Below are 17278 nucleotides of genomic sequence, written 5' to 3' on the forward strand. Positions count from 1 at the left end.
ATGAGTCAGCAGGATGCCGCCAGGCAACAGGCCAATACCCGCAATAATATCCGCGTAGTCTCTATTTTCAGCGCCGCCGCCGTTGGCCTGGTTGGGGTGCTGGTGATTCTGTACGCGTGGCAGCTGCCGCCGTTTACCCGCCACAGCCAGTTTACCGATAACGCCTACGTGCGCGGACAGACCACCTTTATCAGCCCGCAGGTCAGCGGCTATATCACCGCCGTCAACGTCCAGGATTTTGCCGAGGTCCAGCCCGGAGAAACGCTGTTCCAGATTGACGACCGGATCTACCGGCAGCGCGTCCACCAGGCGCAGGCGACCCTGGCGATGAAGGAGTCGGCGCTGAAAAATAATCAACAGCAGCGCCGAAGCGCCCAGGCGGTGATTGCCCGCAATGAGGCCGCGCTGCAAAACGCCCGCGCGCAGAATCAGAAAACCCAGGCCGACTTAAAGCGGGTGCAGGATTTGACCGCCGACGGTTCACTGTCAATTCGCGAGCGCGACTCGGCAAGAGCCAGCGCCGCGCAGGGCATCGCCGATATTGAACAGGCGAAAGCCACGCTGGAAATGTCGCGTCAGGATCTGCAATCCACCATCGTCAACCGCGACGCGCTGGAAGCCGACGTCGCCAGCGCCAAAGCCGCGCTGGAGCTGGCGGATATCGATCTGCAGAACACGCGGATCGTCGCGCCAACCGGCGGACAGCTGGGGCAGATCTCCGTGCGTCTCGGCGCCTACGTCAGCGCCGGTACTCACCTGACGTCGCTGGTGCCGCCGCAGCACTGGGTGATCGCCAATATGAAAGAGACCCAGCTGGCGCACATTCGCATTGGCCAGGCCGCGACCTTTAGCGTCGATGCGCTCAGCGGGGAGAAGTTCAGCGGCGTCGTCCAGAACATCTCCCCGGCGACAGGGGTTGAATTCAGCGCCATTTCGCCGGACAACGCCACCGGCAACTTTGTCAAAATTGCCCAGCGAATTCCGGTGCGCATCGCGGTCGATGAGGGGCAGAGGAATAGCCAGCATCTGCGCCCCGGCATGTCGGTACAGGTCACCATCGATACGCATGAGGGAGAGAAGCCATGATGCGCCGGATCTCCCTTGCGCTGGCGCTCGGCGTCGCGCTGGCCGGCTGCCGGTCGGCAGATGTGCCGCCTGCCGCGCCGTCGCTGCAGATCCCCGCCGCCTGGCGCGCCGATATCGGCCCCGCCAGCCCGCTTGAAGGGGTGTGGTGGCGCAATTTTCACGACAGCCAGACTCAATCAGTACGTGGAACAGGCGCTGCGCTATAACAGCGATGTGCTGATCGCCCGCGAGCGGGTGAATGAATACCGGGCGCGGGCCTATGCCGCCGATGGCAGCCTGTTTCCGACCCTTGACGCCTCGCTGACCGGCAGCCGCACCCGCGCGCAGTCCGCCGCCACCGGCCTGCCCGTTCACAGCACTCTCTATAAAGGCGGGCTGACCGCCAGCTATGACGTCGATATCTGGGGTGCCAACCGCAGCGCCGCCGATGCCGCCGAGGCCAGCCTTGAGGCGCAGAAGGCCGCCGCCGCTGCCGCCGATCTGACCGTCGCCTCCTCGGTAGCCGTCGGCTACCTGACGCTGCTCTCGCTCGACGAGCAGCTGCGGGTCACCCGGCAGACGCTGAAATCCCGCGAAGACGCCTACAGCATGGCGAAGCGCCAGTTTGAGACCGGCTATACCTCGCGCCTCGAGCTGATGCAGGCCGATTCGGAGCTGCGCTCTACCCGGGCGCAGATCCCGCTGCTGGAGCATCAAATTGCCCAGCAGGAGAACGCCCTCAGCGTGCTGATCGGCAATAATCCGCAGACCATCCGCCGTCAGGAGTTTGCCCGTCTGACGCCGCTGGCGCTGCCATCGCAACTGCCCTCCAGCCTGCTGAACCGCCGACCGGATATCGCGCAGGCCCAGCGCCAGCTGCTCGCCGCCGACGCCACCCTTGCCTCTTCCCGGGCCCGGCTGCTGCCGGCGATCAATTTGACCGCCACCGGCAGCATGCAGGACCGTACGCTGCCGGATCTGCTCGATAATCCGCTGCGGCTGTGGAGCATCGGCGGCAGTATTCTCGCCCCGCTGCTCAACCGCCAGGCGCTGAACGCCCAGGTCGACGTGTCGATGGCCCAGCGTAACCAGGCGCTGTACGGCTATGAGAAAACGGTGCGCGGCGCGTTTCGCGAGGTCAACGATAGCCTGGACGCCATCACCCGCTATGGCGAGCAGCTCGCGGAGCTGCAGGAGCAGGAGGCGGTGGCGCAGGAGACGCTGCGGATTGCCGGCAACCGCTATCGTAACGGCTACTCCTCTTATCTCGAGGTTCTGGATGCCCAGCGCACCCTGTTCTCGACGCAAATCAGCGTCGTGCAGGTGCAAAATAATCTGCTGCTGGCCCAGGTTGATTTATATCGGGCGCTGGGAGGCGGCTGGTCTGATTCATCAGGGATGTAATACAGGAAATTGTGCATGCAACAACAATGGTCTGCTGTAGATAGTTATCTTGTTGAATCACTGATCCCGTCCGACCCGCTCTTGCAGCAGGTGTTGGAGAATAACCAGCGCGCCGGCCTTCCGGCCCACGACGTAGCCGCCAACCAGGGCCAGTTTCTGGCGCTGCTGGTGCGCATCACCCGCGCCCGGCGGGTGCTGGAGATCGGCACGCTCGGCGGCTATAGCACCATCTGGATGGCGCGCGAGCTGCCGCCGGACGGCGAGCTGCTGACCCTGGAAGCCGACCCGCACCATGCGCAGATCGCGCGGCAGAATCTTCAGCTGGCGGGCGTGGGCGATCGGGTCACGCTGCGCGAAGGTCCGGCGCTGGCAACCCTTGAGAACCTCGGCGATCGTCCCGCGTTTGATCTGATTTTTATCGATGCCGATAAGCCCAACAACCCGCACTATCTGCAGTGGGCGCTGCGCTACTCCCGCCCGGGAACGCTGATTATCGGCGATAACGTGGTGCGGGATGGGGAAGTGACCAATCCGCACAGCGCCGATGAGCGAGTCCAGGGCGTGCGGCGGTTTATTGAGATGATGGGCAGCGACCCGCGCCTGACGGTGACGGCGCTGCAGACGGTGGGCAGCAAGGGCTGGGATGGGTTTACGCTGGCGTGGGTCAACGGGTAGCCCCGCTATCGGCAGCGGCCCCAGCCGATTAACGTGGCAGCTCGCTGAGAGAAATTTCTCTCATTAACCTCCGCGGAATATTTCGTTCATTTCCGTGGAATGTTCCGTTCACGTTGAATCCGACGCTTTTCTCACACCCGCTACGTGTGAACGGCACGGGGGCGTTTCGCTCGCCCCCCGTGGCCCCCGGCATGGCGCTGAAAACTGCCGCTGCGCGGTACGCTCCACTCCGGCTTCATCTGGCGGACCGGGCAGGACTCGACGTCCCTGTCTCGACCTGCCTCTCTGGCCGCCGTCCTGGCGGCCAGTCCTGGATGCGCGCCTGCGTTCCCGCCAGTTTTCTTGATGCGCCTTAACCCCCTCGCTGTCAGCCCGTAAATACCAGTAGCCAAATCATTGCTGAAGGCTTTTTCAGCAATGACTATGCAGCCATGAGGCATCGGGACATGTAGCAGGGGGGTTGGGCCGGCTAAAAATCGCTGAGGCGCAGGCGGCTGGCCTGGGCCGCCAGCATGGATGCTGGCGGAGGCAAGCCTTACAGGGAAGTTACCTCTTGCCGTCCCCGAAAAGCCAGACGGCGGAGACGAAGGTATCGCGCAGCGACGATTTTTCTCGCCGGGATGCCGGGTCCCCAGGGCCGTTCACCTATGCCGCAGGAAACAGAAGTATGCAGAACCGATAGTGAACGGAACATTCCACCGAACATTTCACAGAACAAGCTAAGAAAACACGCCTTCGCCCAAACCACCCTAGGCTGTGTCCCTTAATTACATAACCTCTTGTAAAACAATCGGATGCAACCCAGTTTCACCATCGCCAGATAATTCCTCGCCGTTTTGTCGTAACGTGTGGCAATGCGGCGGTATTCTTTCAGGCGACCAAAGCACCTCTCAACAACATTGCGATTGCGGTAGGCTTCACGATCGAGTGGTGAACGACCATCTGTGGCCATTTTTTCATTGGATTTACGCGGGATGACAACTTTTATCCCTCTTCTTTTCAGTTCGTTACGTAACGCATGTCCGGAGTAGGCTTTATCAGCCAGTACTGCATGACCACGGCGCTTGATACTTCCGTTCTGGCGCTGAACACCGATACCGTCCAGAAGACGTTGTGCAAACTGGCTTTCGTGAGCCTGACCGGGACTCAGTACGATGTTTAACGGCAGACCACTTCCGTCTGTCGCCAGATGAATTTTGGTGCCAAAACCACCGCGAGAGCGACCCAGCCCATTATCTCCGGTGATATCGGGTTGTTTTTTTGCGCACCGGCAGCACATTTCAGCGCCCGGATATTGCTGCCATCCAGTGCAGTGGCCGACCAGTCCACGAGGCCATGTGCATCCAGAGTCTGAAAGTAACTTGTTGAAAATAATGTTAATCACACCCGATTTTGACCATCGGTTAAAGCGGTTATAAACGGTCTTCCATGGGCCGTACCGTTCAGGTAAATCACGCCATGGTGCACCTGAACACAGCACCCAGAACATGCCGTTGATGATCATACGATGCTCCGCCCACGGACGCCCGGCCTGTGGAGAGGCAGACGCTGCTGGCAGAAAGGGTTGGATGATAGTCCATGCTTCATCGGGAATGTCGTAGCGAGCCATAGTTTAATATGTTGTGGAAACAGACAGTTACTATAGCTCAGGTGATTACGGGACACAGCCTAAAACGACAATCAGCCGGTCGATCAGGCGGCGATCTGCTCCATCGCCTGCAGGATCCGCTTATCGGAAATCGGGTACGGAGTACCCAGCTGCTGGGCGAAGAAGCTGACGCGCAGCTCCTCGATCATCCAGCGGATCGCCTGCACATCCTCGTCGTCACGACGGGCTGGCGGCAGCTTATTCAGCCACTGCTGCCACGCCTGCTGAATGCTCTCAACCTTCAGCATCTGCGCGCGATCGCGGTGCGGATCGACCGCCATCTTCTCCAGCCGCTTTTCAATCGCCTGCAGATAGCGCAGGGTATCGCCCAGCCGGCGGAAGCCGTTGCCGGTGACGAAGCCGCGATAAACCAGGCCGCTCATCTGCCCTTTGATATCCGACAGCCCCAGCGCCATGCTCATATCCACGCGCCCTTTCAGCCGCTTATTGACGTTGAACACCGCGGTAAGGATCTGCTCAACCTGTTTGGCAATCTCCACCACCGTATCGTTGAGTTCGGCGCGCACCTTCTCGTGCAGCTGCACAAAGCCCTCTTCGGTCCATACCGGCCCGCCGGCCTCATCGATAAGCTTATCGACGCCGCAGGAGATGCAGTCGTCAATCAGATCCAGCACCTTGCCGTAGGGGTTAAAATAGAGCCCCAGCTTGGCTTTATTCGGCAGCTTCTCGTGCAGATATTTAATCGGCGACGGAATGTTCAGCAGCAGCAGACGCCGCAGGCCGCGCCACATCGCCTGCTGCTGTTCGAGCGGATTATCGAACAGCTTAATCGCCACGCTGTCACGTTCATCCACCAGCGCCGGCCAGGCTTTAACCCGGTAGTTGCCGCGCTTTTGTTCGTAGCTTTCCGCCAGGGTGCCGAAGCTCCAGATATGCAGCCCGCTCTGCTCGATACCGTCATCAGCCACCGCGGAGAGCGTCTCCTGCACCTTGCCCTTCAGCGCCTCCTTTAACTCCTGCAGCGAGCGGCTCTCGGCGAGCTTCTTGTTCTTATCATCCACCACCCGGAAGGTGATTTTCAGGTGATCGGGCACCTGATCCCACTGCCAGGCCTCGCGGTCGATGGTCACCCCGCTCATCCGCCGCAGCTCGCGCTCCAGCGAATCCAGCAGCGGCAGCTCCAGCGGCGTCGCGCGGCCTAAAAAGGCTTCGGCGTAGTTCGGCGCCGGCACGAAGTTGCGCCGCACCGGTTTCGGCAGCGACTTAATCAGGGCGATAATCAGCTCCCGACGCAGGCCGGGGATTTGCCATTCGAAGCCGGCCTCATCCACCTGGTTGAGCAGCGGCAGCGGAATATGCACCGTCACCCCATCGGCGTCGGCGCCCGGTTCGAACTGATAGGTCAGACGCAGCTTGAGGCTGCCCTGGTGCCAGAAGTTCGGGTAGTCCAGCTTGCTGACCTGCTCCGCCCCCTCTTTAATCAGCATGCTCTTTTCGAAGTTGAGCAGATCCGGGGTCTCGCGGCTGGCCTGCTTCCACCAGTTGTCGAAGTGGCGCGCCGAGATGACGTCATGGCCGATGCGTCGATCGTAAAACTCAAACAGCGTCTCGTCGTCGACCAGAATGTCGCGGCGGCGCGATTTGTGCTCCAGCTCTTCGATTTCCGTGCGCAGCCTGAGGTTGTCGCGGAAGAAGGCGTGTCGGGTCTGCCAGTCGCCCTCCACCAGCGCGTGGCGGATAAACAGCTCGCGGCACAGCACCGGGTCAATCTGGCTGTAGTTCACCTTGCGGGCGGCGACGATCGGCAGGCCGTAGACGGTTACTTTCTCCGTCGCCATCACCGCCCCCTGCGCCCGTTCCCAGTGCGGTTCGCTGTATGAGCGCTTAATCAGATGCTGCGCCACCGGCTCCACCCACTCCGGGTCGATGCGCGCGGCGATGCGTCCCCACAGGCGGCTGGTTTCCACCAGCTCGGCCACCATGGTCCACTTCGGCGGCTTCTTAAACAGCCCGGAGCCCGGGAAGATCGAGAAGCGGGCGTTACGCGCGCCGGTAAACTCCTGCTTGTCGGTATCCTTCATGCCGATATGCGACAGCAGCCCGGTCAGCAGCGCGGTGTGAATTTCGCGGTACTCCGCCGGCTCGCTATTTACCGGCAGGCCCAGCTCTTTCACCACCTGGCGCAGCTGGGTGTAGATATCCTGCCACTCGCGCACCCGGAGGTAGTTAAGAAAATCGACGCGGCACTGGCGGCGGAACTGGTTCGACGACAGCGCCTTCTGCTGCTCGCCGAGGTAGTTCCATAAGTTGACGAAGGCGAGAAAATCCGATTCTTTATCGTGGAAACGGCGGTGCTTCTCATCGGAGGCCTGCTGCTTGTCCATCGGCCGCTCACGCGGGTCCTGAATCGACAGCGCCGAGGTGATGATCATCGCCTCGCGTACGCAGCCGTGCTTTTGCGCTTCCAGCACCATCCGCGCCAGCCGCGGGTCAACCGGCAGTTGGCTGAGCTGGCGGCCCATCGGCGTCAGCTTATAGGCGGTCAGCTGCTCGTCGGTGGTAATCGCCCCGAGCTCCTCCAGCAGGCGCACGCCGTCCTGGATGTTACGCTTGTCCGGCGCCTCAACGAACGGGAAGGCGGCGATATCCCCCAGCCCCAGGGCGGTCATCTGCAGAATAACCGACGCCAGGTTGGTGCGCAGGATTTCCGGGTCGGTAAACTCCGGGCGCGACAGAAAATCATCTTCGGAATAGAGACGAATACAGATCCCTTCCGATACGCGGCCGCAGCGGCCTTTACGCTGGTTAGCGGAGGCCTGAGAAACGGGTTCAATCGGCAGGCGCTGCACCTTGGTGCGGAAACTGTAGCGGCTGATGCGCGCGGTGCCCGGATCGATAACGTACTTAATTCCCGGCACCGTCAGCGAGGTTTCCGCGACGTTGGTCGCCAGCACGATCCGCCGCCCGCTGTCCGACTGGAAGACGCGGTTCTGCTCGCTGTTCGACAGCCGGGCGTAGAGCGGCAGCACTTCGGTATGCCGCAGGTTGAGCTTATTGAGCGCATCGGCGGTATCGCGAATTTCCCGCTCGCCGCTCATAAAAATCAGAATATCGCCGGGACTTTCGTGGCCCAGCTCATCGACGGCGTCGAAAATCGCCTGCAGCTGATCGCGCTCGGTGTCATCGGCCTCTTCAACGATCGGCCGGTAGCGAACTTCGACCGGCCAGGTGCGGCCGGAGACTTCGATAATCGGCGCATGGTTAAAGTGGCGCGAGAAGCGTTCCGGGTCGATGGTCGCCGAGGTGATGATGATTTTCAGATCCGGACGCTTCGGCAGCAGCTCCCGCAGGTAGCCGAGCAGGAAGTCGATATTGAGGCTGCGTTCGTGAGCCTCATCGATAATAATGGTGTCGTACTGCATCAGCAGGCGGTCCTGCTGGATCTCCGCCAGCAGAATACCGTCGGTCATCAGCTTGACCATGGTGTTGTCGCTGACGTGGTCGCTAAAGCGCACCTTGTAGCCAATGCAGCCGCCCGGTTCGCTTTGCAGCTCCACGGCGATGCGGTTCGCCACGGTACGCGCCGCCAGACGACGCGGCTGGGTGTGGCCGATTAAGCCTTTCACCCCGCGTCCCAGCTCCATACAGATTTTCGGCAGTTGGGTGGTTTTACCGGAGCCGGTCTCCCCCGCCACGATCACCACCTGGTGGTCGCGCACGGCTTCGAGAATCTCCTGTTTTTTCTGGCTTACCGGCAGGTTTTCCGGATAGGTAATCGCCGGCCGCGCCGCTTCGCGCAGCAGGACTCTCCCTGCCGCCGCCGCAATCTCCTGCGCCATCTCGCGCAGAATAGCCTGTTGGGATTCAGTATTTTTAACCTTCTTCACTCCGTGCAGACGGCGGGAAAAGCGCGATCTGTCGCGCAGCATCAGACCGTCAAGCTGCTGGAAGATCTGGGGGAAGGTGAAAATTTGTTGTTCTGTCATAGCGTTATCGGGCAGTGCTCTGCCGGGAAAATCTCTTTTGAAGTATTGCTGTAGATTACCACAGCTGTGCATTTCATGCCTTGTTCAAAAAAACTGAATACAGAGTTCGATTTATTGCGCTTTCTCTGTGGCATGATTGTGAATAAAGTGTCAGCAAGCACCAGGGCATCGACCCGTCAATCTCATATAAGGAAACACCCATGAGCAAAGTATTAGTTCTGAAATCCAGTATTCTGGCAGGGTACTCGCAATCCGGTCAGCTGTCCGACTATTTTGTTGAACAATGGCGTGAAAAGCATGCTGAAGACGTTATCACCGTGCGTGACCTGGCAGCAAATCCGATCCCGGTACTGGATGGTGAACTGGTTGGTGCTCTGCGTCCGAGCGATGCGCCGCTGACTCCGCGTCAGCAGGAAGCGCTGGCGCTGTCCGACGAGCTGATCGCTGAGCTGCAGGCGAATGACGTGATTGTTATCGCCGCGCCGATGTACAACTTCAACATCCCAACGCAGTTGAAAAACTACTTCGACCTGGTAGCGCGCGCCGGCGTCACCTTCCGTTACACCGAAAAAGGGCCGGAAGGTCTGGTTACCGGTAAACGCGCTGTCGTTGTCACCAGCCGCGGCGGCATCCATAAAGATACCCCGACTGACCTGGTAACGCCGTACCTGTCGACCTTCCTCGGCTTCATCGGCATCACCGACGTGAACTTCGTCTTCGCTGAAGGTATCGCTTACGGTCCGGAAGTGGCTGCCAAAGCGCAGAACGACGCGAAAGCGGCCATCGATAGCGTGGTTGCAGCGTAATATAGATTGCCACTCCCACCGCCCGGTGGGAGTTTCTTCTCTCCCGTCACCCACCTTACGAGACGCCTCGTAAAATCAGCAGCCAATTCTGCCTGTAAATCCTCCAACGTATACGATAGCGCTCACGGCCTGCAGCCAGTCTGTCTCCGACCTCCGGGCCTGACCTGACAAAATGTCGAAAAATCATCGATAGGTACTATGTACACATTCAGGTGTACATGGTACCTTAACAAGGAGCGTACTCATGTGCTGTGCGATTGAATTTATCGAAACGCCGCTGTTTACCCGGCAGATAAAACAGCTTGCTACTGACGATGAGCTTCGGGCGCTGCAGAAAGAACTCATTGGCAATCCGGATGCCGGGGATATCATCCAGAATACGGGTGGACTACGGAAAATCAGGATGGCGACCGGCGCTCAGGGGAAAAGCGGCAGCGCGAGGGTGATTTATTTCCTCGCCACCGCTGAGATTATCTATCTGGTTTTGGCGTACCCGAAAAGCACCAAAGATAATCTCACCGATGCTGAAAAATCCCGGCTCAAAAAACTAGCTAAACTACTGAAAAATGAGGTGTGACATGAGTTTTTTTGATGAGCTTCAAACGTCCCTCAAAGAAGCCGTTGATATCAAAAATGGCGATAAAGCCCCGGCCCGCGTGACTCGCTATGAGATCGCTGACGTAAAAGCCATTCGCGCGCAGCTGAACGTTTCCCAGACGGAAATGGCGCAAGCGCTGGGAACCAGCGTGGATACCATTAAAAGCTGGGAATCCAGACGACGTAATCCTACGGGGCTTGCGGCAAAAGTGCTGGCGGCGATTCAGGCGAACCCGGCACTCTTTCGCGAGCTGGCTAAATACTAGGCCCTCGATGCCGGAGGGCTCAGGTTCAGGATGATGATTTCGGCCGCAGGTTTTCATCAAACTCCAGCCGCTTTCTCTGCGGCTCCGCCTCCTTCAGCGGCTCCACCTGGTGCAGCGTTTGCTGGCAGCGCCCGACCAGCGCCTGATACTCCCGCGTCCCCTGCTTTTTCCACGCGATCTCCTGCTCGCTCAGGGTGCGAATAGCCTTCGCCGGGCTGCCGACGATCAGATGGTTGGCCGGCATCTCGGCTTTGGCCTTAACGAACGCCGAGGCGCCGACGATGCTGTTTTCACCAATCGTCGCGCCGTCGATAATCACCGCGCTCATCCCCACCAGCGCGTTGCGGCCGATAACGCAGCCGTGCAGAATCGCCCCGTGGCCGATATGTCCGTCCTCTTCAACCACCGTATCCTGGCCGGGAAAGCCGTGCATCACGCAGTTATCCTGAATATTGGCGCCGTCTTTCACCACGATGCGCCCGAAATCACCGCGCAGGCTGGCGTTAGGGCCGACGTAGACGCCTTTACCAAGGATCACGTCGCCAATCAGCACCGCCGTGGGGTGAACGTAGCTTTCATCCGGGACCACCGGGATCATACCGTCGATCTGGTAAATCGGCATCGGCTCTCCTTAAGCGGCGGTCAGGCCGCCAAAACGTTGAAAATAGAGCGGCCCCGGCGCCGGCAGTTCGCCGACCGAGCTCTCCCCGTGCTCGCTGACGAAGGCCAGCGCGCCGGGCGCGACGCGTTGATAAATATTGATGCACAGCTGGCGCGCGGTCTGCCCCAGCCAGTGCGCCGGCAGCAGCTCCTCCGGCAGCAGCGGATCTTTTAACACCACCCGCCGATAAAAATGGATTAGCAGCAGCTGGATCTGGAAGCAGCGCTCGGCGGTCAACTCCGCGCTGGCGACGTCGCGCAGCAGCGGCAGCAGCGGGCGAAACAGCGAAATAAAAGTTTCGTACATCGCGTTTTGTTCGGTCAGATGCCAGCACTCCTCGACGCGCGCGCGCAGCGCCGCCCGGGAGAGCGCCAGCGGAGAGTGCGCTTCAAAGCAGATGACGTTTTCCGCCCCCCCCGCCTCATGCAGCAGCGACTGCACGTCCGCCAGCTTCTGCGCCGGCGAGGCGAGCAGGCTCGGCGCGAGCGCGCCAAAGCCCTGCCACAGAAGCTGCTTTTTCACCTCCGCGAGGGTGTTTTTTTCCAGCCCCTCGGAGAGCAGCAGCAGCCAGGTGCCGTCCCACTCCGGGGCGCCGGCGCGATAGATTTTGTGCTCCGCGCGGCGGGTCAGGCGCAGCCCTTTGTCGCTCAGACGATAGAAGCTGCGGCGGCCGATACGCACCACGTCCAGCCACTCCTCCTTGTTGAGGCGAAACAGCGCCGTCCGCACAAAGCGTTCGCCGAACCCCAGCCCTTCGAGCAGGGCCGCCACGCTGCCGAGCCACACTTCGCCCCCGCGCTGCAGCAGGGAATCGCCGTACAGGGAGGCGATCAGCGACGTCCCGCTAATCGGCATCGCCGTCACCGCCTGTTGAATAAAATTATCAAGCCTGCTCATCTGATTCATTCCGTTGCGGTTAGTAGTCCATGACGAATCATAGCACAGGGAATTCCCGGCAGGGGCGCTGCGTCCCGCCGGGAGTGCCATCGCCCGGCAAAGACGCGAGGCGTGGGCCGGGAAGAGTCGACTTAGCCGTTGGCGGCGACCTTGCGCAGGTCGAACACCCGGCAGGCCTTCCCTTCCGAGCGCGGGATGCTGCCGCAGTTGACGATGCTGATATCGGTGGAGATCCCGACCATCGACTTGATGCGGTGGCGCAGCTGATGGCAGATCTGGCAGCGCTGCTCGTGGCTCAGCGACAGGCTGCTCTCCTTCAGCTCCACGCGTACCGAAAGTGAATCAAGATGCCCGCGGCGATTGACCTCCAGCTGGTAGTGCGGCGCCAGATGCTCGACCTTGAGGATCTCCTCTTCCAGCTGCGACGGGAAGACGTTGACGCCGCGAATAATCAGCATGTCGTCGCTGCGTCCGCTGATGCGATCCATCCGCCGCATGCTGCGCGCGGTGCCCGGCAGCAGGCGGGTCAGATCGCGGGTGCGGTAGCGGATCACCGGCAGCGCCTCTTTGGTCAGGGTGGTGAACAGCAGTTCGCCGTGTTCGCCATCCGCCAGCGGCGTGCCGTCGTGCGGGTTGACCACCTCCGGATAGAAATGGTCCTCCCAGATGGTCGGGCCGTCGGCGGTTTCCAGACACTCCATCGCTACGCCCGGCCCCATCACTTCTGAAAGGCCGTAGATATCGAGGGCGGTGATCCCGAGACGACGTTCGATTTCCGCCCGCATCGCCAGCGTCCACGGCTCGGCGCCGAATACGCCGACCCGCAGCGAGCAGCGGCTGGCATCGCCGTCCATCTGCCGCTCGAGCTCTTCAATCAGGTTCAGGCAGTAGGAAGGAGTGACCATAATCATATCCGGCTGAAAATCGCGGATCAGCTGCGCCTGCTTTTCCGTCTGCCCGCCGGACATAGGGATCACCGTGGCCCCCAGACGCTCCGCGCCGTAGTGCGCGCCAAGTCCGCCGGTAAACAGGCCGTAGCCGTAGGCGACGTGGATTTTATCTTTCGCCGTGCCGCCGGCGGCGCGCAGGGAGCGGGCGACGATATTGGCCCAGGTATCGATATCATTTTGCGTGTAGCCCACCACCGTCGGTTTGCCGGTGGTCCCGGACGAGGCGTGGATGCGCACAATCTGCTCCATCGGCACCGCAAAGGTATCGAACGGGTAGTTGTCGCGCAGATCCTGCTTGGTGGTGCACGGGAATTTGCTCAGGTCGCTCAGTTCATGGAAATCGTCAGGATGCACTCCCGCCGCGTCAAACTTGCGGCGGTACATCGGAACGTTGTCGTAAGCATGTTTCAGCGTCCACTTCAGACGCTGGGTTTGCAGAGCCTGTAATTCGTCACGAGAAGCGTTTTCAATCGGATCTAATTTTGTATTAGTTATCATTTTAGGGTACTCGCAGGTAAATTAGCTCACACTCGCTCGAGGATCATGGCAATGCCCTGACCCACGCCAATACACATCGTACACAGGGCGTAGCGCCCGGCGCGCCGCTGCAGCTCCAGGCTTGCGCTCAGCGCCAGCCGGGCGCCGCTCATTCCCAGCGGATGGCCGAGGGCGATGGCGCCGCCGTTGGGGTTAACGTGCGCGGCATCGTCCGCCACCCCCAGCTGCCTGAGCACGCCCAGCGCCTGGGCGGCGAAGGCTTCGTTTAGTTCAATGACGTCCATATCGTTAATGTTCAGCCCCGCGCGCTCCAGCACCTTGCGTACGGCGGGTACCGGCCCGAGCCCCATCAGCCGCGGTTCAACCCCGGCGGTCGCCATCGCCACAATGCGCGCCCGCGGCGTCAGCCCCTGGGCCAGCGCCTGCTGTTCGCTGGCGATAATCAGCGCCGCGGCGCCGTCGTTGACCCCGGAGGCGTTGCCGGCAGTAACCACGCCGCCCTTGCGGAACGGGGTTTTCAGCTGTGAAAGCTGCTCCAGGGTAGTCTCCGCGCGCGGATGCTCATCGTCGCGAACGACGCTGACCGTTCCCTTCTTGCCAATAATCTGTACCGGGACGATCTCCTGCGCCAGGATGCCGTCACGCTGGGCTTTCGCCGTCAGCCGCTGGCTGCGCAGGGCGAACGCGTCCTGATCGGCGCGGCTAATATTTAACAATTCGGCTACATTCTCCGCCGTTTCCGGCATGCTGTCAGTGCCAAATTGCTGCTGCATGAGCGGGTTCACAAAACGCCAGCCGATGGTGGTATCAAACAGCTCCGCCTGGCGCTGGTACGGCGCGCTGGCCTTGCCCATCACAAACGGCGCCCGCGACATCGACTCCACGCCGCCGGCGATCGTCAAATCGGCATCCCCGGCCTTAATGGCGCGGGCGGCAAAGCCGATCGCGTCCAGCCCGGAACCGCACAGACGGTTGATGGTAGTGCCGGAGACGCTCGGCGGATAGCCTGCCAGCAGCGTCGCCATATGCGCCACGTTGCGGTTATCTTCTCCGGCCTGGTTGGCGCAGCCGAAAATCACGTCGTCAATGCAGCCGGGATCGAGACGCGGGTTGCGGCTCAGCAGCTCACGCAGCGGAATAGCGGCTAAATCATCGGCCCGCACGCCGGCGAGCGCCCCGCCGTAGCGGCCGATCGGCGTACGAATTCCGTCACAAATAAAGGCGTCGCGCATCAGACTTCTCCTGTGATTGTGCCGCCGATGCGGTGCGATTTGCCGCGAAACAGAGCCACAATTTTTTGTTGTTGGTTAACGATTTCAATGTCGTAGACGCCGGTCAGTTTGCCCTGCTGCTTGACCCGCGCGGTGGCGACCAGCCGGTCGCCGGCGAAGGCCGGGTGCAGAAAGTCGATGCTGGCCGCCGAGGCCACCGCCGCCAGCCCCTGGCTGTTGCAGGCGTAGGCAAAGGCGGTGTCGGCGAGGGAAAAGAGACTGCCCGCCGTGGCAGGTTTGATGGCCGTTAAGCATGTTTGGCGCGACGGTCATGGTCATCTGCGCGTAGCCCTCGTCCATCTCAATAATGTCGATCCCCAGCGTTTGGGCGCAGGTATCGAGTTCGTACATCGCACGCGCGTTGCGCCAGGCCTTATCGTTCATGACGCATCTCCAGCAGCGCCTTCTGGCGCAGTAGCGAACAGGGGCGATAGCGCTCCTCGCCGTAGTGCTGCTGGAGATTCTCCAGCAGGCGCAGCACGCGGTTCCAGCCGAGCCGGGCGCCCCACGCCAGCGGGCCGTGCGGGTAGTTCACCCCCAGGCGCATCGCGGTATCGATATCCACCGGATCGGCCACGCCTTTTTGCACCGCGTCCAGCGCTTCGTTTACCAGCATCGCCACCGTGCGCCACACCAGCAGTCCCGGATAGTCGGCAATCTGCAGCACTTTTTTGCCCTGCTGCTGAAAATAGCGCACCGCTTTATCGGTGGCCGAGCGCGGATTAGACTCCGCGCTCGCCAGCACCACCGTCTCCCCGGCGCAGTGGTCATAGACCACCACCGGACGGCCGTACTGCACGCTCAGGGCTTCGGCGGTTTGGCCTTCGGTCTCCATCAACAGCAGCTCATCAAGTTCGGTGACATTGTCACTTTTACGCATCACCTTCCGCGCGCCTGCCGATTCGGCCACCGCGCTGAGGCTCAGATCCGCCTCGGCGTCCAGCGGCCAGCGGTATATGCCCTGCCCGCTCTTTTTGCCCAGCCTCCCGGCCAGCGCCAGCTCCTGCTGCAGCAGCGAGGGAAGGAAGCGCCGGTCCTGCCAGAAGGCGTTAAACACTGAACAGGTCACCGCGAAGTTGACGTCCTGGCCGATCAAATCGGTCAGCGCCAGCGGCCCCATCGGGAAACCGCCGCCGTCGCGCAGGGCGGCGTCAATGAGCTGCGCAGGAGCCACCTGCTCCTCCAGCGCCCGCCAGGCTTCGGCGTAGAACGGGCGCGCCACGCGATTGACGATAAACCCCGGCGTTGAGCGGCAGCGCACCGGCTGCTTACCCCACGCGCTAACGCATCGGCACAGCTGTTCGACCACCTCCGGCGAGGTGGCCAGGCCGCTGACCACTTCCACCAGCTTCATCACCGGCGCCGGATTAAAGAAGTGCAGCCCGGCCACGCGCTCCGGGAGCTTCACGTCGGCGGCAATCGCGGTAATCGAAATCGAGGAGGTGTTGCTGGTCAGCAGCGTCGAGGGCGAGCAGATCTCCGCCAGCTGGCTGAACAGCGCTTTTTTGATCTCAGGACGTTCGGAAGCCGCTTCAATCACCAGCTGCGCCGGCGCCAGCGCGGCCAGTTCCGTCGTCGGCACGATGCGGGCCAGCAGCGCCTCGGCCTGCTCTGCCGCCAGCCTGCCGCGCGCGACGCGCGAGGCCAGCCGCTGGCGAATACCGTCCACCGCGCGGGTTAGCGCATCGCCGGCGATATCGTAGAGCAGCACCTGATGTCCGGCGCCGGCGGCGACCTCGGCGATTCCTGAGCCCATAGTGCCGCCGCCGATCACGGCGACGAGATGCAGTGTTGTGCTCATAAGCTATTTCCCGCTGAACAGTGGAGGACGTTTGGCGAGAAAAGCGCTCACGCCTTCGCGGTAGTCGGCGCTGCGTCCGGCCAGGCGCTGGTAGTCGCGTTCCAGGTCAAGCTGGGCATCGAGGCCGTTGGTTTCCGCGGCCAGCAGGGCTTGCTTAATCAGGCCGAGGCCGAAGGTCGGCTGCGTCGCCAGATGACGGGCCAGCTGAAGGCTGGTGTCCGCCAGCTCGGCGTCTTCCACCAGCTGCCAGATCATCCCCCACTGGGCGGCCTGTTCGGCGCTGAGCTTCTCGCCCAGCAGCGCCAGCCCCATCGCCCTGGCGCGTCCGGCGATCCGCGGCAGAAACCAGCTGCCGCCGCAATCCGGCACCAGCCCAAGCTTGCTGAAGGCCATTACGAAGCTGGCGGATCGCGCGGCGAGCACCAGGTCGCAGCCCAGCGCCAGAGTTGCCCCGGCCCCGGCCGCTACGCCGTTAACCGCCGCAATCACCGGCTTCGGCAGCGCCGCCAGGCGGCGCACCAGCGGGTTATAGAAGCGCTCCACCGACAGCCCCAGATCCGGCGCCGGGCCGCTGGGGTCAACGTTGCGGTCGTTCAGATCCTGGCCGGCGCAAAAGCCGCGCCCGGCGCCGGTAATCAGCAGGCAGCGCACGCTGTCGTCGCGTTCGGCCTGGGTCAGGCACTCGGCGAGCTGCTGATGCATGACGTCATTAAAGCTGTTCAGGCGATCCGGACGGTTAAGGGTAATCGTCATCACGCCCTGTTCTACGGTGCTGAGAATAAAAGCTTCCAC

13 protein-coding genes and 2 pseudogenes are annotated in these 17278 nt (G+C 61.5%); 6 read left to right on the forward strand and 9 right to left on the reverse strand.

Annotated features, from left to right (window positions below):
- From ABOC21_RS13215 to ABOC21_RS13225, 3 genes and pseudogenes are all read left to right on the forward strand, one after another.
- Window positions 1-1086 (forward strand): HlyD family secretion protein, encoded by a 1086-nt coding sequence (locus ABOC21_RS13215; RefSeq protein ID WP_426814878.1) that lies wholly within the window; start codon window positions 1-3, stop codon window positions 1084-1086.
- A pseudogene (locus ABOC21_RS13220) lies at window positions 1083-2469 on the forward strand (efflux transporter outer membrane subunit). The gene ABOC21_RS13215 and the pseudogene ABOC21_RS13220 overlap by 4 nt, the downstream one beginning before the upstream one ends.
- A 15-nt stretch (window positions 2470-2484) precedes the next feature.
- Window positions 2485-3144: an O-methyltransferase gene (locus ABOC21_RS13225; RefSeq protein WP_426814879.1), complete on the forward strand. Its 660-nt coding sequence runs from the start codon at window positions 2485-2487 to the stop codon at window positions 3142-3144.
- Between the two features lie 763 nt (window positions 3145-3907).
- On the opposite strand, the gene ABOC21_RS13230 is transcribed toward ABOC21_RS13225, so the two are convergent.
- Together ABOC21_RS13230 and hrpA are read right to left on the reverse strand one after the other, a co-directional pair.
- Window positions 3908-4753: an IS5 family transposase gene (locus tag ABOC21_RS13230; RefSeq protein WP_426812496.1), complete on the reverse strand. Its 846-nt coding sequence runs from the start codon at window positions 4751-4753 to the stop codon at window positions 3908-3910.
- Window positions 4754-4836: 83 nt separating this feature from the next.
- Window positions 4837-8682, reverse strand: a complete 3846-nt coding sequence (gene hrpA, locus ABOC21_RS13235; protein ID WP_426815488.1) for an ATP-dependent RNA helicase HrpA — start codon at window positions 8680-8682, stop codon at window positions 4837-4839.
- A gap of 257 nt (window positions 8683-8939) precedes the next feature.
- On the opposite strand from hrpA, the gene azoR reads away from it, so the two are divergent.
- The 3 genes from azoR (at window position 8940) to nadS (ending at window position 10408) form a co-directional block, all read left to right on the forward strand.
- Window positions 8940-9545, forward strand: coding sequence for an FMN-dependent NADH-azoreductase (azoR, locus tag ABOC21_RS13240; protein ID WP_133599964.1), 606 nt, complete (start codon window positions 8940-8942; stop codon window positions 9543-9545).
- 244 nt (window positions 9546-9789) lie between these two features.
- Window positions 9790-10122, forward strand: a complete 333-nt coding sequence (locus ABOC21_RS13245) for a type II toxin-antitoxin system RelE/ParE family toxin (RefSeq protein ID WP_426814880.1) — start codon at window positions 9790-9792, stop codon at window positions 10120-10122.
- A 1-nt stretch (window position 10123) separates the two neighbouring features.
- Window positions 10124-10408, forward strand: a complete 285-nt coding sequence (gene nadS, locus ABOC21_RS13250; protein WP_095097303.1) for a NadS family protein — start codon at window positions 10124-10126, stop codon at window positions 10406-10408.
- Window positions 10409-10433: 25 nt separating this feature from the next.
- Here the strand turns inward: nadS and paaY are convergent, their stop codons facing one another.
- From paaY to paaG, 7 genes and pseudogenes are all read right to left on the reverse strand, one after another.
- Window positions 10434-11030 (reverse strand): phenylacetic acid degradation protein PaaY, encoded by a 597-nt coding sequence (gene paaY / locus ABOC21_RS13255; protein WP_426814881.1) that lies wholly within the window; start codon window positions 11028-11030, stop codon window positions 10434-10436.
- A 9-nt stretch (window positions 11031-11039) separates the two neighbouring features.
- A complete protein-coding gene (gene paaX, locus ABOC21_RS13260; protein WP_426814882.1) occupies window positions 11040-11966 on the reverse strand; it encodes a phenylacetic acid degradation operon negative regulatory protein PaaX in 927 nt (308 codons plus the stop codon).
- Window positions 11967-12097: 131 nt separating this feature from the next.
- Window positions 12098-13414, reverse strand: a complete 1317-nt coding sequence (paaK, locus tag ABOC21_RS13265; protein WP_426814883.1) for a phenylacetate--CoA ligase PaaK — start codon at window positions 13412-13414, stop codon at window positions 12098-12100.
- 26 nt (window positions 13415-13440) lie between these two features.
- Entirely contained in the window at window positions 13441-14646 is a 1206-nt protein-coding gene (gene pcaF, locus ABOC21_RS13270; RefSeq protein ID WP_426814884.1) for a 3-oxoadipyl-CoA thiolase, read from the reverse strand.
- A pseudogene (gene paaI / locus ABOC21_RS13275) lies at window positions 14646-15069 on the reverse strand (hydroxyphenylacetyl-CoA thioesterase PaaI). The gene pcaF and the pseudogene paaI overlap by 1 nt, the downstream one beginning before the upstream one ends.
- Window positions 15059-16486: a 3-hydroxyacyl-CoA dehydrogenase PaaH gene (paaH, locus tag ABOC21_RS13280; RefSeq protein WP_426814885.1), complete on the reverse strand. Its 1428-nt coding sequence runs from the start codon at window positions 16484-16486 to the stop codon at window positions 15059-15061. The pseudogene paaI and the gene paaH overlap by 11 nt, the downstream one beginning before the upstream one ends.
- A 3-nt stretch (window positions 16487-16489) precedes the next feature.
- Window positions 16490-17278, reverse strand: coding sequence for a 2-(1,2-epoxy-1,2-dihydrophenyl)acetyl-CoA isomerase PaaG (gene paaG, locus ABOC21_RS13285; protein WP_095097283.1), 789 nt, complete (start codon window positions 17276-17278; stop codon window positions 16490-16492).

The sequence above is a fragment of the Klebsiella sp. WOUb02 genome, from assembly GCF_050058015.1.
Lineage (GTDB): Bacteria > Pseudomonadota > Gammaproteobacteria > Enterobacterales > Enterobacteriaceae > Klebsiella.